Below are 18,695 nucleotides of genomic sequence, written 5' to 3' on the forward strand. Positions count from 1 at the left end.
GGATGCTCCCCGTTGTGGCGTGCCGCCAAATTAGGTCGGACGCGCATGCAAGTCCATCATCTTGCAACCAATCACGCAGGTCACGCCCGCGACCGGCCCGTGCAACGCCGGGGGGGAGGTCGTGCTAATCCTCGATATCCAGCGCTTTCACTTGCGCCGTTGGCAAGTCGGCGCCCATGATTTTCGCCAGCGTGGGCGCAATGGCGCGCATGTCGATCCGCCCCAGATCCTTGCCGGCGGGAATGCCCTCGCCCAGCAGCAGGAGGGTCGCGTCCAGGGCGGCGGGGCCGGGAAAATAGCCGTGCATCCCTTTGACCGGGCTTGGGCCGGTTACGGGAGCTGCCGCGCCCCGGAAGATGTCGGTCACAAAGCCCGGCTTCAGGTTCACGGCAAAACTCGCTTGCGGATTGCCGCCCATCGAAACGAGCCTGTCGTGATCCACGATCTGATCGATACCGTTGGCGGGATTGGCGGCCAGCCGGTCGAGCAGCGTCTTGACCCGCGCCTTGAGACCCGCATCATCGGGTCGTGCGAGCATGATCGCCGCCGATCCGCCCGCGATCCAGGGCATCGCCAGCCAGGACGCGACCTTGCCGTCGGACCCCAGCGTGATGAGGCCGGCGTCGATGAAGGGGCGGTAGAGGTTGAGTGCGCTATGCGTCGCTTCGAACCCATGGTCGCTGACCAGCGCGATCACCGCGTCGGGATGCGCCTGTCGTTCGGCGGCCACCAGATCGCCGACCAGCGCGTCGATCTTTTCCAGCACGGCCTTCGCCGCTGGCGATCCCGGCGCGCTCGCATGTTCCTCATGGTCCAGTGCGGCAAAGTAGACGGTCAGGAAATCGGGTTTGTGCGCGTCGATCAGGGCGCGGGCGAACTGCGCGCGATTCTGGTCCGCAGCCAGGCTTTCGTCGATCCCCATGGCATAAGGTTCGCCGACCCGCGCTTCCAGTTGCGCTTTCAGACCCGGTGTCGCGAGCGCATCGAGCAGTCGCGCGTCATCCTGATGTCCGGTGCGCCATATTTGCGGCAGGTTCCACGTCACGCCCCTGGCCGCCACGCTGACGGGCCAATGGACATTGCCGGTGGACAGCCCTGCCCTGGTCGCCGCTTCCCACAGCATCGGCGTCTTCACATCCTGTGCGTACCAGTACCAGCCACCCTGGTTCATCCCCATGGGGTCAAAGCTGTTATTGGCGACGATGCCATGTTTGGCCGGCGACACGCCCGTCATCAGCGTCGTGTGGCTGGGGTAGGTCAGAGTGGGCAGCACGCCGGTCACGCCGGTCGCATGCGCGCCTTCCTTCACGAAGCGGCGCAGATTGGGAATGGAAAGCCCGCGCTTGTCCGCCTCCAGCACATCGCCGGGGCGCAACCCGTCGATGGAGATGAGGAGGACGGGTTCTGCCCGGGCCGCGAGCGGTACAACCGTGGTCAGGGCCGAAACGACAAGCGCGAGTCTTTTCATGCGTCTTTCTCCGCTATCCGGCTCAGAAGCCGGTCTTGAGCGTGGCGAAGAACTGCTGGGGCGCGCCCACCAGCAGGGTCTGTGCATCGCCGCTGTTGACGAAGCCGCCCGAGCCGATCGTTCCGACATATTTCTTGTCGAACAGATTGGTGGCATTCAGCTGCACTTCGATCCGGTCGGTCAGGCGATAGCCGACCGATGCGTCGACGATGACCCGGCCGGGCACCGAGGCATCATTGGTGTAGCTGTAATAACGGCGCGACATATAGTTGACGCCGACCCGTCCGAACGCCCGGCCATCATCATAATTGAACTCGCCGCGCGCCATATGCTTGGGGCTGTCGACGACGGTCTTGCCCCTGATCGCCGCGACCAGCGTGCCGTCCGAACTGTTCAGCACATCGTCCCGGTACGTGGCGTCGGTGTAGCTGTAGGACGCGTAGACGCCAAAGCCGGACCCCAGTTTGAGGTCGCCCGCCGCTTCGAAGCCCAGCGCGCGCACGCCGCCGACATTCTGCAACGCGGACGCAAGACCCTGGATCGGGCTGCCCACCGTCACCGCCAGCAGGCGGTTGCGGAAGTTGACGAGATAGGCGCCCAGCACGCCGTTGAACATCGGCGTGTTGTAGCGCAGCCCCAATTCATATGTATCCGACTGCTCGGGCTTGAGATCATCCCTGATCGCATCGAAGCCGACCTGGTTGGTCGAAAAGGGGCCAGTTGTGGTGGCGGAGGAGAAGGCGCGCGTCACCTGGGTGAAGCCGCCAAAGATTTCCGCCTCCGGGCTCAGCTCGACGGCAAAGCCGGCATGCGGCTGGAACCAGTCCTCGACCTTGATCCTGCCTTCGGGGAAGCTCGCCTGGACGATGGCATCGGCCTTGTTGGTGACCTTGAACCCCTTCCATCCCAGGTTGATCGTCACCATGCCCAGGTCGATCTTGTCCTGGACATGATATTGGAAGGTGTTCGTCGTAAAATCGAACTCCCACTGGGTGAAGAAGGGGTTTTTGGGATAGTCGCGGAAGCTCAGGCCCGGCTCCGTCCGGCTGGCGAAGGCGTAAAAGCGGCGCGCCTGATGGAATTCGTTATTCTCATACCATGCCCCCGCGCTCAGCGTCTGAATGCCCAGCGTATAGTCGACGCTGCCGAACACGCCGATCCGGTCCATGTCATATTCGGTCGTGCGAACCGACATGGGCACGCCGTTGGGGCTGGGCGTATAGGGCGTCCCCCACAGGCCCATGCCGCTATTATTGTGATAATAGCCCTTGATGCGGAAGGTCGCGGCCTCGCCGATCGGGGTTGTCAGGCCGACCGCGCCCAGCCAGTCCTTACGCAGGCCCGCCGCGTCATAATAGGCGTCGTCGGCGCTGGTGACGTTACCGGGATAGACCTGTCCGCCCGCGACCGGTGCGCCGCTATAATCGTACAGGCCGTCGGGGAATGGCGATCCGCCGCTGTTGCTGACCCGATCGACGTCGTTGAGGCGGTCGGCATAATCGATCGCGCGCGCATAGTCGGGGAACGTGTTGTCCCAGTCCCATCCCAGGCGGCGGATCATGTTCATCGACATGTCCTGATAGTCTTGCTCGCGCCGGTCGGAATAGCTCAGCCACCCGTCGATCGTCGCGTTGCCGGCCGGGATCACGACCTTCGCATTGCCCATATGCTGGTCCTGCGTCCCCTGGCCCTTCCACTTGTCGGTCGCGCCATAACCATAGGAGACATAGCCGCGGATGCCATCGCGCGTGCCCAGCGCCAACCGGGCGAAGGCGCGCCAGGTTTCGTCGCTGCCATAGGTCAGGTTGCCCTGGCCCGCGAGCGATCCGCCGCTCAGATATTCGGCAGGGTCGGCGGAAAATGTCTCGACCGTACCGCCAAGATTGCCGGTCGATTGGGTGCCCAGCGAACCTGCCCCCTGGCTGACGCGCACGCTGCCGATATTTTCGCTGCTGATCGCACGGGTGATGTGCAGGCCGTTATGGTTGCCATAGCTCATGTCGCCCAGCGGAATGCCGTCGAAGGTGAATCCCAGCTGGTTCTGGTTGAAGCTGCGGATGGTGACGCGCTGCGACCATTCATAATTGCCGAACGGGTCGGCGGACTGGAAATTGACGCTTGGCAGCTTCTCGATCGCCTTGAGCGGATTGGTGCCCGGCGTCAGCGTGACGATGTCCTTGTCCGTGATTTCCTGCACCTGGCGCGTTTCGCCACGGCCAAAGACGATGATTTCCCCGCCGTCCGTCGGCGTGGCTGCTGCGGGCAGGGCGTTCTGCGCGAAAGCCGGCGTCGCCGCCAGGAAAGTCGATGCAAGCAAGAAAGTGTGAAGTGGCCGCATGATGATAGTCCCCCTGGACACCGGTCTGATCGCCGGGTCGCGAGGGGCCTGTATCGTCGGCATGTTGCAAGGTGGTGAGGGATCGTTGACGGATTGGCGTCATGGTCGTGACAGGTGCGTCATGAATGGTGTGTTGCAGGCCTGTGTCAGAAAAGCCGCACCCTCGTCATTTTGCATGATGTTATTGCATCGATGGCCGTGACGGCTATGGCAATGACCATATATTTCCAAGGGAAAGCAGAACATGCCCAAACCTGAAAGCTGGCGGTTCAGTCCCGATGCCTATCGTTTCATCACGAGCATCGATACTCGTTTCCAGGATCTCGACACGATGGGTCACATCAACAATGTGGCCATTTCTGGTATTTTCGAAACGGCGCGCATCCGCTTTCACCATCATCTGGGCCGTCACCCGCAGGAACAGGGGGTGCGCTGGCTGGTGGCCAATGTGAACCTTAATTTTCTGGAGGAATCGCATTTTCCCTATCCGTTCGAAGTCCATTGCGCCATCGGCCATATTGGCCGCACCAGCTGGACGATCAGTTCGGCGGGGTTCCAGAAGGGCGTGTGCGTCGCGACCTGCGATACGACGGTGGTGACTCATGGCGCCGAAGGGCGTCGTATCATCGACGATACGCTGCGCGAAGCGATGGAGCGGAATTTCCTGCGCACCCCCGCCTGATGGCGCCTTAGCTAAAACCCGCCAGATGGCGGCTCCATTGCAGAGCGATGACCCCGCCCTTGACCGGCTGGATCAGGGCGATGGCCAGCATCGCGGCCAAGCCGGGCCAGATCAGCGATTGCCACGCCAGCGGGATCGCCAGCATCCTGTTCGTCTCGATCATCAATGGCACCAGGATATGGCCCAGCAGCAGGATCACGATATAGGCCGGGAAATCGTCCGCCTGATGCGTGTCCAGCTGGAGGCCGCACCGCTCGCAGCAGGGCCTGACCTTCAGAAACCGGGCAAACATGCCCTGCGCGCCGCACGCGGGACAGCGGCCACGCAGGCCACGCGCGATGGCGGGCCAGGCGGCGCGTTCGGGCGGTTGCGGGACAATCGGATCGGTCATGCCCTCATCGCTAGGACGACATCCGGACCGGCGCAATATGATGGGCGCGCGGACATCGCTTCCGTCGAGCGCAAAGCCTGCTAGGAAGCGTCATGCGCCTGCCGGGTCCGACCGAAATATTTTGTCTGTTCGACGACGCGCGTGTGCGCGGACCCGCGCCCGCCCGTCTCTATCGTGATCCCGTGGCCACCATCGCGGCGTACCGCATGGATGAAGTGCAACCAGCGCTCGATCGCGTCGCACAGGCGAGTGATGCGGGCCTGCACGCCGCCGGCTTCATCAGCTATGAAGCGGGCCTGGCGTTGGAAGACAGGTTGGCGCCGATCGCCGCGCGAAGCGAGGGGGGCGGCGCGCCTTTGCTGTGGTTCGGCCTGTTCGAAGGGATGCGCCGCATCCCCTCCACCGCCGTGCCCGGCCTGCTGCCGGACAGGGCGCAGGCAAAGATCGGAACCGTGCGGCCGCTGATCGCCGAGGCGGATTATCGCCGCGCCTTCGAAGCGGTGCAGGGCTATATCCATGCCGGCGACATCTATCAGGTCAATCTGACCTTTCCTTGCGATGTGCCGTTCGGAGGCGACCCGCTGGCGCTCTATGCCGCGGTCCGCCCGCGCGCCGCCGCCGGCTATGGTGGCGTCGTCCACACCGGCAGCCATAACATTCTGTCCTTCTCCCCCGAACTCTTCTTCAGCCAGGTGCGCGGCCAGCTGACCGCGCGGCCGATGAAGGGCACCGCGACGCGCGGCGTCGATCCGGCAAGCGACGCGGCCCAGGCGCGTTGGCTGGAGGAGGATGACAAGCAGCGCGCCGAAAATCTGATGATCGTCGATCTGCTGCGCAACGACCTGTCTCGCGTGTCGCAGGCGGGCAGCGTCATCGTGCCTGACCTGTTCCGGGTGGAAAGCTACCCCACGGTGCATCAACTGGTGTCCACCGTCCGCGCCCGCGTGCTGCCGGGCCTGTCGCCCGTCGATGTGTTGCGCGTGCTGTTTCCCTGCGGGTCGATCACCGGCGCGCCCAAAGTGCGGGCAATGGAGATCATCGACGCGGTCGAGCCGCATCCGCGCGGCGTCTACACCGGCGCGATGGGCTGGATCGATCCGGACGGCGACGCGGCGTTCAATGTCGCCATCCGCACATTGTGCATCGAAGACGGCAAGGGCGTGGCGCAGTTGGGGCTGGGGTCTGGTATCGTCGCGGATTCCGATGGCGCATCTGAATGGGCCGAATGTCTTGCCAAGAGCCGATTTCTTTGCGCAGCTTGACTTGAATGAGAGCAGGGGCTTGAAATAACCGCAATGTCTTTGATCGACGGACAGTATGACCTGCTCGAAACCATGGCCTTCGACCCGCATGAGGGGATAAGGCTGCTGGACCTGCATCTCGCGCGCATGAAGGCAAGCGCCGATGCGCTGGGTTTTGCCTTTGATCGGCACGATGTCCGCAACGAACTTCAGGCCGCGACCTTCCGCCTGCGCGAACGCAGCCGGGTACGGTTGCTGGTGTCCAGGGGCGGAGCGCTGGCGATCGAGGTGCGCGATCATCGCACCTGGCCGCACGCGATCGTGCCGGTTGCGGTCGTGCCCCGACAGGCGTCGGCTAACGACCCGCGCCTGCGGCACAAAACGACGGACCGGGCCGTCTATCGCGACGCATTGCGCCGTGGCGGCACCTATGAAGTGCTGCTGACCGATGAAAAAGGGTATTTGACCGAAGGCTGTTTCTCGACCCTTTTCGTCGAACGCGGCGACAAGCTGGTGACGCCGCCGCTCACGCGCGGCCTGCTACCCGGCGTTTTGCGCCAGAGCCTGATCGACATGGGGGAAGCTGCGGAGGCGGACCTCAAGGTTCATGACCTGGAACGCGGCTTTTTCATCGGCAATGCCGCGCGCGGCATGGTCGCGGCGACGCTGGCGCGATAAGCGCCGGTCGATAGCCGCGCTTTTAAAGGGCAAAGCCATTGCCGCCCATCTGGCGGTTGCCCCTAAGTGCGTTGCGCACTAAGGACCGCCGCGTCCGCTTAATGTGCGGGCAAGAGGATATTTGAGAAAGAAGATTGCCATGAGCCAGACTTCCGCTGCCCTCGGTCGCATCCAGCCGTCCGCCACGCTCGCCATGAGCGCACGCGTCAACGCGCTCAAAGCCGAAGGTGTGGATGTCATTGGCCTGTCGGCGGGGGAACCGGATTTCGACACGCCCGATTTCGTCAAGGACGCCGGCATTGCAGCGATCCGCAACAACCAGACCCGCTATACTGACGTGGACGGAACCGTCGATGTCAAGGAAGCGGTCGCCTTCAAATTCAAGCGCGACAATGGCCTTGTGTACAAGCGCAGCCAGATCAGCGTCAATTCGGGCGGCAAGCATACCTTGTTCAACGCCTTGATCGCCACGGTGGACAAGGGCGATGAAGTCATCATCCCCGCGCCCTATTGGGTCAGCTATCCCGACATCGTCAATTTCGCGGGCGGCACGCCGGTCATCATCGAAGCGCCGGCTGCCCAGGGGTACAAGATCACGCCGGCGCAGCTAGACGCCGCGATCACCCCGCGCACGAAATGGGTGATGCTCAATTCCCCGTCCAACCCCTCGGGCGCGGCCTATTCGGCGGACGAACTCACGGCGCTGGCCGATGTGCTGCTGCGCCATCCCCATGTGATGGTGATGACCGATGATATGTATGAGCATGTCTGGTATGCCGCATCGCCCTTCGCCACCATCGCGCAGGTGTGCCCGGACCTTTATGACCGCACGCTGACGGTCAATGGCTGTTCCAAGGCCTTTTCCATGACCGGATGGCGCATCGGTTTTGCCGGCGGTCCTGAATGGATCATCAAGGCGATGGGCAAGCTCCAGTCGCAATCGACCAGCAACCCCTGCTCGATCAGCCAGGCCGCCGCCGTTGCCGCGCTCACTGGTCCGCAGGATTTTCTGGAAGACCGCAATGCGGTGTTCAAGAAGCGCCGCGACATGGTCGTCGCCATGCTGAACGATGCACCGGGCCTGGATTGCCCTACCCCCGAGGGCGCTTTCTATGTCTACCCTGACGCCAGTGGCGTGATCGGCAAGACGACGCCCAAGGGCGCGGTGATCGACAGCGATGAAGCACTGATCGGCTATTTCCTGGACGAGGCCAAGGTGGCCGCTGTCCATGGCGCCGCCTTTGGTTTGTCGCCGGCTTTCCGCATCAGCTATGCAACCTCGGACGATGTGCTGCGCAAGGCGTGCACCCGCATTCAGGAAGCCTGCGCGGCGCTGAAATAAGGCCGTCTTTTTCCTACCGCGCAAAAAAAGGCGGCGGGAACTTTTTTCGCCCAAACTGGAAACGGTCCTTTTCCCGCTGCGCCGTCTTGTGTTCGGCGCAGCGCGGCTTATATGCCGGTTGCGAACAGAAACCTAAATATCCGGCGGCGTTCGTCGTCCTTATCCTGGCATTGGTCGAAAGCTGCTGCGGTGGCGTCGATTGTTCAGTCAGGGGCAAGGCGCATGAAGGTAGCGGGAAAGCCGATGAGATCGGCAGACTATGGTAGAAAGGCGTTTGCCATGAAGGCGTTCCTCAAATCCGACTTGTTCCTGCGCTTCCTGGGCGGGTTTGCGATCGGTGCTGTTGGCATGGTCATGCTGCAACCTGACGAGCCGCCGATGTTCAGCAGCACCGCTGTCGCCGCGACCTCGACCGATGGCTCGGCCCTTTAAGCGCGTCATCCCGTTTCTGGTGGCTGCGCTTGCCGCAGCCGCCCCAGCGCACGCGGAGCGTGTCGTGTCCGCGCCTGCCCCCGCCATGGATGCCGCACCCAAGCGCAAGCTGGAAACAGCCGTTTTCGCAGGCGGCTGCTATTGGGGCGTCGAGGGCGTTTTTTCTCATGTCAAAGGCGTCAAACTCGCTGTCTCGGGTTTTGCCGGCGGCCCGCGCGGCATGCGCGTCGATTATGACACGGTCAGCGGCGGCGATACCGGCTATGCCGAAGCCGTGCGCGTAACCTATGATCCCAAGATCGTAAGCTATGGCACGCTGCTGCGCATCTTCTTCTCCGTCATCGCCGACCCCACTTTGCTTAACCGCCAGGGCCCCGACCGTGGGACGCAATATCGCAGTGCGCTCTTTCCCTTGAATGGCGAACAGGACCGGGCGGCGCGCGCCTATCTCGCGCAACTGGGGAAAAGCGGCCTGTGGAATGATCCGATCGTGACGAAGGTGGAGCGGTTCACCGGCTTCCAGGACGCCGACAGCTATCATCAGGATTTCATGCGCAAGAACCCGCGCCATCCCTATATCCTGCGTTGGGACGCGCCCAAGCTGGCGGCGTTCAAAACCATGTTTCCGGCATCATATCGCGACCAGCCTTCCGCCTGAGACGCGCGCGCGAAGCCGGCCCTTGTTCTGGCCGGACCTGCGCCTACCTGTTTGAGGAACGATGCAGGAGGATAGGATGAGCGACATGCGCGGCCGCCGGATTTTGACGACCTTGCAGGAGGACAGTCGACTGGTCGTCGAACTGGCGGAGGAAAGCCTGCCGCCGCCAACCGGGCATGACGTCGTCGTGCGGGTCGAGGCAGCGCCGATCAACCCATCCGACCTTGGCCTGCTTTTCGGTCCGGCGGACCTGGACAATGCCGAATATGGCGATGGCCGCATCGTAGCGACGATGCCGGACGGCGCGCGCCGGGCGATGGCCGCGCGTGTCGGGCAGGCGATGCCGGTCGGAAACGAAGGTGCAGGAACCGTCGTCGCAGCAGGGGAAGCCGCCGACGCGCAAGCCTTGCTGGGCAAGACGATCGCTTGTGTCGCCGGTGGCATGTTCGCGCAATATCGGACAGTCGATGCCCGGTCCGTCATTGAGCTGCCGGATAATGCCACGGCGGAGCAGGGGGCGTCCGCCTTCGTCAATCCATTGACCGCGCTCGGGTTTGTAGAAACCATGCGTCGCGACGGCCATAGCGCGATCGTCCACACGGCCGCCGCCTCCAACCTGGGCCAGATGCTGCTGCGCATCACCAAGGAAGACGGCGTTCCGCTCGTCAACATCGTGCGCAGCCCTACGCAGGCCGCGATGATGAAGGATATGGGCGCGGAGCATGTCGTCGACAGCAGCAGCGACGATTTCAAAGCGCATCTCGTCGCGGCGCTCAAGGCCACGGGCGCGACTTTGGCCTTTGATGCGATCGGCGGAGGCACGCTGGTCGGGCAGATCTTGCACGCTATGGAACAGGTGGCGTCGGAAGGGCAGGAATATAGCCGCTATGGCTCCAACAGCCGCAAGCAGGCCTATATTTATGGCTCGCTCGATACCGGCCCGACCATTCTCAACCGCAGTTTCGGTTTCAGCTGGTCGGTCGGGGGCTGGCTGCTCTTCCCCTTTTTGCAAAGTCTTGATGCAGCCGCACTGGAGCAACTGAGAGCGCGCGTGCGGGATAATCTGACGACGACCTTCGCGAGCCAGTATAAGGCGCGCATTTCACTGGAGGACGCGCTCAAGCGCGATGCAGTGTTGACCTATAATGCGCGGCGCACGGGCGAGAAATATCTGCTGCTGCCCAATGGCTGAGCTGAGGCCGGACGGACTATACCATGGCTTGGCGGAAGGCACCCGGTCAGTCGATGCGCCTCAAATAAAAAGAGGCGGGGTCTGCTTCCAGGCCCCGCCTCTTTTTGCGATTCGCTGGTGCGCGCTTATTTCGGCGCGAGAACCATCAGCATCTGACGGCCTTCCATACGCGGATAGGCTTCGACCTTCGCGATTTCCTGGACATTCTCAGCCACGCGTTGCAGCAAATTCATGCCCAACTGCTGGTGGCTGAGTTCGCGGCCGCGGAAGCGCAGCGTGATCTTCACCTTGTCGCCATCGCCGATGAAGTCATGCACCTTCTTCATCTTCGTCTCATAATCATGATCGTCGATGTTGGGGCGCATCTTGATTTCTTTGAGTTCCTGCGTCTTCTGCGTCTTGCGGGCGATATTCGCCTTCTTCTGCGCTTCATACTTGAACTTGCCGATGTCGAGAAACTTGCAGACCGGCGGATCGGCGTTAGGCGAGACTTCGACGAGATCGAGGCCAATCTCATAGGCCTGCTCGATCGCCTCCTGCGTAAACATCACACCGAGATTTTCGCCTTCATCGTCAATCACGCGCACTTTGGGCACGTTGATGAACTCGTTATAACGGGGGCCGGATTTCGGCGGCGGCGCCATCGGGCGGCGCATCATCGGGGGACGTATAGCAATATCTCCTATGGTCGTTACGAAAACGAGCGGCTTTTAGCGACATTTTACCAATGCGGAAAGGGGTGCGCGGTTCCGCCGTGGCGAAATCACGCACCCTTGCAGCATTTCTGCCTCACCGCATATCGGGGGGCGACGCTTCTTTTTCAAGGCGGGCAATGACATCGTCCAGCGAAAGGACGCTCTGGCCATCCTTGCCCAACTCGCGCAACGCCACCGTGCCCTCATCCGCCTCGCGCCGCCCGACGACCAGCAGGTTGGGCACCTTGGCCAGGCTATGTTCGCGCACCTTGTAGTTGATCTTTTCATTGCGCGTATCGAGTTCGGCCCGGATTCCGGCGGCGCGAAGCCTGTCGACGGTCGCTTTGGCATAATCATCCGCATCAGAGACGATGGTTGCGACCACCGCCTGAACCGGGGCGAGCCAGAGCGGGAATTTGCCCGCATAATGTTCGATCAATATGCCGATGAAACGTTCATAGCTGCCGAAGATCGCACGATGGAGCATGACCGGGCGATGCCGCTCGCCATCCTCACCGATATAGCTGGCGTCGAGCCGTTCGGGCAGCACCCGGTCGGACTGGATCGTGCCGACCTGCCAGGTGCGGCCAATCGCGTCAGTGAGGTGCCACTCCAGTTTGGGCGCGTAGAAAGCGCCTTCGCCCGGTAACTCCTCCCAGCCATAGTCCGGCGTATTGAGGCCGGCGGCAGCGACCGCGTTGCGCAGTTCTTCCTCTGCCTTGTCCCACATCTCCTCGGTGCCGAATCGCTTTTCGGGACGCAGCGCCAGCTTGATCGAATAGGTGAAGCCGAAATCCTTGTAGATACGGTCGGCAAGCGCGCAGAAGGCGCGTACTTCCTCGACAATCTGGTCCTCGCGGCAGAAGATATGTGCGTCGTCCTGCGTGAACTGGCGCACGCGCATCAGGCCGTGCAGCGCGCCATGCGGCTCGTTGCGGTGGCAGCAGCCATTTTCGTAGAAGCGCAAGGGCAGGTCGCGATAGCTTTTGATTCCCTGCCGGAATATCAGGACGTGCGCCGGGCAGTTCATGGGCTTCAAGGCCATCCAGTCGGCATCGTCCGACACCAGCGGCCCTTCGTCCTCGACATTGGGGACTTCGTCGGGGATGACGAACATATTTTCGCGATATTTGCCCCAATGGCCCGACTGTTCCCACTGGCGTGCGTCCATCACCTGCGGCGTCTTGACCTCGCGATAGCCAGCATCGTCGATAGCGCGGCGCATATAGGCTTCGAGGTTCCGCCAGATGACATAGCCCTTGGGATGCCAGAAGACCGAGCCATGCGCTTCCTGCTGAAGGTGGAACAGGTCCATCTCCGCGCCCAGCTTGCGATGGTCGCGCTTTCCCGCTTCCTCAAGCCGCGTCAGATGTTCGGCCAGTTGCTTCTTGTTGAGCCAGCCCGTGCCGTAGATGCGCGACAGCATCGCATTCTTCTGGTCCCCGCGCCAATAGGCGCCCGACACGCGGGTCAGCCTGAAGGCCTGCGGATCCAGTTTGCCCGTCGAGGCAAGGTGCGGACCACGGCACATATCGTACCAGGAGCCTTCGGAACCGGGGGCGCCAGAATGATAAACGGTCAGTTCCTCACCCTGCGGCAATTCGGCCGCCCACTGCGCCTTGAACGTCTCGCCGGCCGCTTCCCATTGTGCAATCAGCGTGTCACGGTCGATCACCTCGCGTTTGAGCGGCTTGTCTGCGGCAATGATCTTGCGCATCTCGGCCTCGATCGCTGGCAGGTCTTCCTCGGTGAAGGGCCGATCCTTGGGCGCGAAGTCATAATAGAAACCATCCTCGGTCGCCGGACCGAAGGTGATCTGCGTGCCGGGAAACAGCGCCTGTACCGCTTCGGCCAGCACATGGGCAAAATCGTGGCGCGCCAGTTCCAGCGCGTCCGCTTCGTTCTTCGCGGTCACGAGCGCCAGATGGGCGTCCTCTTCCAGCGGCCGGCCGATATCGCGCAATTCGCCATCGACCCGCGCCGCGATTGCCGCCTTGGCGAGACCCGGGCCGATCGCCGCCGCAATGTCCGCCGGGGTAGTGCCGGGCGCGACTTCACGCACGGAACCGTCGGGCAGAGTGATTTTGAGCATGGCGGACACGATATATCTTTCTGTTGAAGGAGCTGTCAGCGCGGCACACATAGCCGCGCCTTTCCCTTAGATGGGTCGACTTGCCTGTCAATACAGGGGGGATCTCATGATGAGGCCGAGCCGGAACCGAACTCGCAAAAATTCTAAGTTAATTTTGAGATAGATGATAGAAATGGAATGCGCAAAAGGGCCTCAGAAAAGCCCCAGGCCGCCTTTGCTGAACTTGAAAATCACAACGGATTTTCAGTTGTTTATCAAAATGCTCGCCATAATGGAACGGACAATGAACGAGGTGGGGTTGTCGGACCAAATAGGGAGCCGCTCTCCTCCGCCGTCTGGCTTGCTCGCCGTCAGGCTAGTGCACGGCTGTCTATTCGCTGGGCTTCCTATTGCGGCTAAGTCCCATCGTTCATTTTGATGGCGATAGCCTGGCTATCAAGCAGCAGTCTGGGCGCGTTGCTACGATGCTTCACCCAATTGCTCGGATTTTCAGCCATGTTGGCGATCTTCCAAGTCCTATCAAAATGATGGCGCTCCCGCATTCGCATCTCACCGCGCCCATGATTGCCGTGCCTCCTTATCAAGATACGACAGAACAGACCCGAAAAAAACATGCTCAGCGGCCGCGACGCACACAGGCTTACCTATTCCACTGGCGCCCGCGTCATCCTTCCTACGAACGCTGCCATTGCGTCCCGCCGCGGTTTCCCCCGGCGGGACATATGGCGTCAGAAGCTGACGCGGGCGGTCACGCGGATGTCGCGTCCCGACAAGGGCGCGAAGTCCTTAAGGAACGAGGCATGGCGGCGGGCAACGACATCGAAGATGTTGTTTGCCGACAGCGCGAAGCTGAGAGGACGTTCTGTACCCCAAGGACGGTAGTTGACCTGCGCATTGACGAGGGTGAAGCCCTTGGTCTCCGTCTCGAAGTCCGACACACGCTTCTGGTCGTCGGTCCATTCGACCTCGCCGCGCACGTCCACTTTGGGACTGGTGACGCCAAGACCGCCCAGCAGGCGCAGCGGCGGGATGCGCGGGGCCGGGCCTTCGCCGACGATCCGCGCGTGGACATAGTCGCCCAGCGCGTCGGCGACGAGCTTTGCCTCGCCGAACGTGGCGAGGGTGACGGACCCTTGCGCCTCGAACCCGTAATAGCGCGCCTTGGCCTGGCTGAACTGATAGACGGGCAGGCCATCCTCTTCCTCGCCGGTCAGCCCTTCATAGATGAAGTTGGAAAACCAGTTATGATAGGCCGACGCTTCGAAACTGTAATTGTCGCCCTTGCCCCGCAGCACCGCTTCCACACCCCATGCGCGTTCGGTCTTGAAGTCGGGATTGCCAACCTCGAACGCCTGCGTTCCGGCATGCGGACCGTTGGCAAACAGCTCTTCTGCCGAAGGCGCGCGTTCGGACCGGGAGAGATTGACGCCCAGACGCCAGTCGGAATTGAAGCCATAGGATGCGCCGCCAGAGAAGGAGAAGGTGTCGAAGGTCCGCTTGCCTGCGAAGAACTGATCCTGGTCTTCAAGTGGCAATGCCTGCAATTCGCTATGCTCGTAGCGCCCGCCTGCTTCCAGCTTGACCGCGCCATAGTCGAGCGTCTGGAGCGTGAACGCGCCGAACTGCTGCGTATCATTTTTGGGCAGGAAGGCTTCCTCGCCGACGACGTTGAAGTTCCGCGAGTAATATTGGACGCCGCTTGCGCCCTGCCAAGGGCCATGATCGGCCTGCACCAGTTCGATGCGGCCCTCCATGCCCTTGTTGTAGAAGGCGGTGCCGACTTCTCCGCTCTCCTCCAGCTCGAAATGCCGATAATCGGCATAGCTGGCGCGCGCGCGAATGGCCTTGAGGAAGCCGCCGCCCGTCTCAACCTCAGCCCGCAAATCCAGCCGATCCTGCGCCAGATCGAGGCGTGGCGCCTCCTGTTCCTGGCCTGGCAGCGTCGCGTAGCGCACAGGCACGCCATAGAGGCTGTCATAATGGCTGTAGGATACGCCCAGATTGCCGGTCTCGGTAATGAGAGCTGCACCGACGCCGGCGGTCCACGTCTTGGCTTGGCTATTGGGCAGCTTTCCCCGGATCGCAGCATTACCGGCAAAGTCGATGGCTTCCTCGCCTTCTTCCGGCTCTTCGGCGGGAAGCTGGCTGGATGCCAGCGCCTGCGCGCGCGCGCTTGGCGACAAGGCGTAGCCGCCGATGCGCATATTATCCGATTTCAGATAGCTGCCATCGGCGTGGACGACGAACTTGTCACCCAGCGGCACATCGACCGAACCGGCACCGCTGCGCTCGTCGGCTGCGCTGCCATAGGTGGCGATCGCGTCGATATGGACGGGCTCGTCGGGCACGCTGCGGGGGATACGCTTGTCGATGACATTGACAACGCCACCGATCGCGGACGCACCGAATAGCAGCGACTGGGGACCCCGCAGCACTTCAATGCGTTCGGCGAGCAATGGATTGACCACAGGCGCATGATCAACGCTGGTGTTGGACACGTCAATGGAGCCAATGCCATCGACCAGCACGCGTACGCGTTCCCCCTGAAGTCCGCGCAAGACCGGGCGGGACGCGCTGGGGCCGAAGGAGGTTGCGGACACGCCAGGCGTATGCTGGAGCGTTTCGCCGATCGATGGGCGTATCGCCTGTGTGAGGTCGCTCCCCTGAAGCACCGACGCGCCCGAAAGGATATCGGACCGGTCACGTTGGAACGGCGCGGTGACGATGATGTTGGCGGGGGTCTGTTCGTGCAGCGCGGCTTTCTCAGCCCTCTCATCTTCCGCCAGAGCGGGATTGCTGAGCGTGAAGATCGCGATGGCTGAACAGGTCGATAGAAGCAAACTGATGCGCATGGGGTACCCTTTTTTGATCCGAACCTCGGATCCTCTCCTGACTGCGCTCGAGGCGCTTTCCCCTGTTGCGGGCCTCTTATGCTCCTTTATTGCGCGTTACAACATATCATAACCATATCGTGTCAAAATATTGCTGAGTGTGTGATGGTTGCATCACTCCTCATCCTGCTAGGCGACGTGCTTCCGCCCATTGTAAATGATGCCTCCTGGCGTGCCGCATCTGTTGATCGCGGCCTACGCCGATAAGGTCGAGGGTCGCCATCCTTTCGTTTCCGGTCAGACACGCGGCGTGGCACCTTTCTTCTATTGGCGATGTTGATCGCGGGAAATTGCGGTGAAATCAGCCGCCAACTCGTAATGACCCGCGATAAGGTGGCAGGGTAGCATCGGTCCTTCTACTATCTTGGCTGCCACCAGAAACATTCTGTAACTATATGGAAATGAACCGTTATCGTGGGCGATAGCTCATAGTTCAGGGTTGTGATGTGATATATTATTACGTATCACGCCGCATCTTCAGAACATCGACAGGGGACATTCCGTGAGAAATCACCTTCACCATTTGTGCGCCGTATCGATCATTGCGATCACCCCCGGCATCGCCCTTGCTCAGGCAGGCGGGCATGGCCAGGGGGATATCGTTGTTACGGCTGCTCCTTTGGGGCAAAAGGCTGATGAGACCACCACGCCGGTCGTGACACTCACGGGGGAAGAACTGATTCACCGGCGCGCCGCAACGCTTGGCGAGACGCTGGCAGGTCAGCCGGGGATCAATTTCGAAAATTTCGGCGGCGGCGCCAGCCGTCCGATCATTCGCGGCCAATCCTCGCCCCGCGTGCAGGTGCTGAGCGACAGCGCCAATGTGCAGGACGCCTCGGCGATCTCGCCGGACCATAATGTCACGGGGGAACCGCTTCTACTGCGCAGGATCGAAGTGCTGCGCGGTCCGGCGACCCTGCTCTATGGCAGCGGCGCAATCGGCGGCGCGGTCAACCTGCTCGACGAGAAGGTTCCGACCTATGTTCCGGAGGGCGGCATCACCGGTGCAGCCGAAGGGCGGCTGGGCACCGGTGATGATGAGCGCAGCCTGGTAGGCGGTGCAACAGTCGGCGTCGGGCCGCTGGCGCTGCGCGTTGAAGGCGTCCACCGCCGCTCCGACGACTATCGGGTGCCTCGCGCCTTTGGGGAGGACAGAGTGCATGGCTCCTACAATGACACATCGACCTTCAGTGTCGGGGGAAGCTGGATCGGCCCGGACGGCTATCTGGGCGTTGCCTATACCCGCCAGCGCAATGAATATGGCGTGCCGGGCCACAATCATGATTATGAAAGCTGCCATCCCCATGGCATCGGCCTGCATTGCGGCAGTCATGGAGAAGAGGAGGAACATGATCACGACCATGATCATGAACACGACCATGAGGAGGAAGTGCCGTTCGTAAAGCTGCGCAGCAATCGCTTCGACATTCGTAGCGATTATAACAATCCGGTGCCCGCGCTGGAGAAGGTACGCTTCCGCCTGTCCTTCACCGACTATGCGCATGACGAGATCGAGGATGGGGAAGCGGAAAACACCTTCCTCAACAAGGCCCACGACCTGCGTGTGGAACTGACCCATGCGCCGCTGGGGGGCTTGCGCGGTACGTTCGGCATCCAACAGAGCGGCAGCCGGTTCCAGGCGATCAGCGGCGGTGTGACGCACACGCTGAATACGGACTCCAGCAATACCGCGATTTTCCTGCTGGAGACTTATTCGCTTGGCAATGTCCGGCTGGAGGCGGCTGCCCGACAGGAATGGCAGACGGTGAAGTCGCTGATCACGCGCTATCCCTCGATCAAGCACAAGCCCTTTTCGGCGTCAGCCGCCGCGATCTGGAGCATGGGCAGCGACTACTCGCTGGCTCTGTCGCTGGCGCATACCGAACGCGCGCCTTCGGTGCAGGAACTTTATGCCTATGGCCTGCACCTTGCGACCAACACCTATGAGATCGGGATCGTCAGCGGCAACAGCCGCCTTGCCGAAAAAGTATCGCAAGGCGTTGAAAAGGCGAATTCGGTCAACCTGACGCTGCGCAAGACGGCAGGGCCGACAACCTTCACCATCGGCGCCTATCATCAGGACTTCGATAATTATATCTACGCCCAGACGCTCGACCAGTTCGAAGATTTCCGTCTGATCCGCTATGCCGGGGCAGAGGCGACCTTCACCGGCATCGATGGGGAAGTGCGCCATGCCTTCAACGATCAGTTCGCCCTGTCGGTGTTCGGCGACTATGTTCGCGCCAAGCTGAAAAATGGTGGCGGTGACCTGCCGCGTATTCCGGCCGGGCGCCTTGGCGCACGCGGCGATGCGCATGTCGGGCCGTTCACGGCGGATGCGGAATATTATCATGTGTTCGAACAGGACCGGATCGCAGCCTTTGAAACGCGCACGCCGGGCTACGACATGGTCAATGCGACGCTCGCCTATCGCCTCGAACTGGGGGACAAGCGCAGCGCGGAACTGTTCGTGCGCGGCACCAACCTGACCAACGAACTGGCGTATAACCATAGCTCGTTCATCAAGGCCTTCTCTCCGTTGCGCGGCCGCAACTTCGTGTTCGGCCTGCGGGGGGCATTCTGAGCAAGACGAAA

At 61.8% G+C, this 18,695-nt stretch carries 14 protein-coding genes; 8 read left to right on the forward strand and 6 right to left on the reverse strand.

Going from position 1 to position 18,695, the window contains the following annotated elements:
• Nucleotides 1–124: 124 nt before the first annotated feature.
• Nucleotides 125–1,468, reverse strand: a complete 1,344-nt coding sequence (locus SKA58_RS03700; RefSeq protein WP_009821010.1) for an alkaline phosphatase family protein — start codon at nucleotides 1,466–1,468, stop codon at nucleotides 125–127.
• Nucleotides 1,469–1,490: 22 nt separating this feature from the next.
• A complete protein-coding gene (locus SKA58_RS03705) occupies nucleotides 1,491–3,806 on the reverse strand; it encodes a TonB-dependent receptor (RefSeq protein WP_009821011.1) in 2,316 nt (771 codons plus the stop codon).
• Nucleotides 3,807–4,050: 244 nt separating this feature from the next.
• Here SKA58_RS03705 and SKA58_RS03710 point away from each other — a divergent pair, with 244 nt between their 5' ends.
• Nucleotides 4,051–4,488 (forward strand): acyl-CoA thioesterase, encoded by a 438-nt coding sequence (locus tag SKA58_RS03710; RefSeq protein ID WP_009821012.1) that lies wholly within the window; start codon nucleotides 4,051–4,053, stop codon nucleotides 4,486–4,488.
• 7 nt (nucleotides 4,489–4,495) lie between these two features.
• Here the strand turns inward: SKA58_RS03710 and SKA58_RS03715 are convergent, their stop codons facing one another.
• Nucleotides 4,496–4,879 (reverse strand): DUF983 domain-containing protein, encoded by a 384-nt coding sequence (locus SKA58_RS03715; protein ID WP_009821013.1) that lies wholly within the window; start codon nucleotides 4,877–4,879, stop codon nucleotides 4,496–4,498.
• A 92-nt stretch (nucleotides 4,880–4,971) separates the two neighbouring features.
• On the opposite strand from SKA58_RS03715, the gene pabB reads away from it, so the two are divergent.
• From pabB to SKA58_RS03740, 6 genes are all read left to right on the forward strand, one after another.
• Nucleotides 4,972–6,141: an aminodeoxychorismate synthase component I gene (pabB, locus tag SKA58_RS03720; protein ID WP_009821014.1), complete on the forward strand. Its 1,170-nt coding sequence runs from the start codon at nucleotides 4,972–4,974 to the stop codon at nucleotides 6,139–6,141.
• A 33-nt stretch (nucleotides 6,142–6,174) separates the two neighbouring features.
• Nucleotides 6,175–6,798, forward strand: coding sequence for an aminotransferase class IV (locus SKA58_RS03725; protein ID WP_009821015.1), 624 nt, complete (start codon nucleotides 6,175–6,177; stop codon nucleotides 6,796–6,798).
• Between the two features lie 139 nt (nucleotides 6,799–6,937).
• Nucleotides 6,938–8,140 carry a pyridoxal phosphate-dependent aminotransferase gene (locus SKA58_RS03730; RefSeq protein ID WP_009821016.1) on the forward strand — a complete coding sequence of 401 codons (1,203 nt, stop codon included), beginning with the start codon at nucleotides 6,938–6,940 and terminating at the stop codon, nucleotides 8,138–8,140.
• Between the two features lie 279 nt (nucleotides 8,141–8,419).
• Complete coding sequence (locus tag SKA58_RS20000) at nucleotides 8,420–8,572, forward strand: hypothetical protein (RefSeq protein ID WP_009821017.1); 153 nt, start codon at nucleotides 8,420–8,422, stop codon at nucleotides 8,570–8,572.
• A complete protein-coding gene (gene msrA / locus SKA58_RS03735) occupies nucleotides 8,556–9,230 on the forward strand; it encodes a peptide-methionine (S)-S-oxide reductase MsrA (protein WP_009821018.1) in 675 nt (224 codons plus the stop codon). The genes SKA58_RS20000 and msrA overlap by 17 nt, the downstream gene beginning before the upstream one ends.
• 76 nt (nucleotides 9,231–9,306) lie before the next feature.
• The gene (locus SKA58_RS03740; protein ID WP_037542087.1) at nucleotides 9,307–10,422 is read left to right on the forward strand and encodes a zinc-binding dehydrogenase; all 1,116 of its coding nucleotides are present in this window, start codon (nucleotides 9,307–9,309) and stop codon (nucleotides 10,420–10,422) included.
• A 125-nt stretch (nucleotides 10,423–10,547) separates the two neighbouring features.
• On the opposite strand, the gene infC is transcribed toward SKA58_RS03740, so the two are convergent.
• The 3 genes from infC to SKA58_RS03755 all read right to left on the reverse strand — a co-directional run bounded on the left by infC (nucleotide 10,548) and on the right by SKA58_RS03755 (nucleotide 16,061).
• Nucleotides 10,548–11,081: a translation initiation factor IF-3 gene (gene infC / locus SKA58_RS03745; protein WP_037542090.1), complete on the reverse strand. Its 534-nt coding sequence runs from the start codon at nucleotides 11,079–11,081 to the stop codon at nucleotides 10,548–10,550.
• 130 nt (nucleotides 11,082–11,211) lie between these two features.
• On the reverse strand, nucleotides 11,212–13,209 hold the full coding sequence (thrS, locus tag SKA58_RS03750; protein WP_009821021.1) for a threonine--tRNA ligase: 1,998 nt from the start codon (nucleotides 13,207–13,209) through the stop codon (nucleotides 11,212–11,214).
• 728 nt (nucleotides 13,210–13,937) lie between these two features.
• Nucleotides 13,938–16,061: a TonB-dependent receptor gene (locus SKA58_RS03755; protein ID WP_009821023.1), complete on the reverse strand. Its 2,124-nt coding sequence runs from the start codon at nucleotides 16,059–16,061 to the stop codon at nucleotides 13,938–13,940.
• 541 nt (nucleotides 16,062–16,602) lie between these two features.
• Between SKA58_RS03755 and SKA58_RS03760 the strand changes: the two genes are divergently transcribed.
• On the forward strand, nucleotides 16,603–18,684 hold the full coding sequence (locus tag SKA58_RS03760) for a TonB-dependent receptor domain-containing protein (protein ID WP_037542093.1): 2,082 nt from the start codon (nucleotides 16,603–16,605) through the stop codon (nucleotides 18,682–18,684).
• The last annotated feature ends 11 nt before the right edge of the window (nucleotides 18,685–18,695 follow it).

Origin of the sequence: Sphingomonas sp. SKA58 (assembly GCF_000153545.1) — a bacterium.
Taxonomy (GTDB): domain Bacteria; phylum Pseudomonadota; class Alphaproteobacteria; order Sphingomonadales; family Sphingomonadaceae; genus Sphingobium; species Sphingobium soli.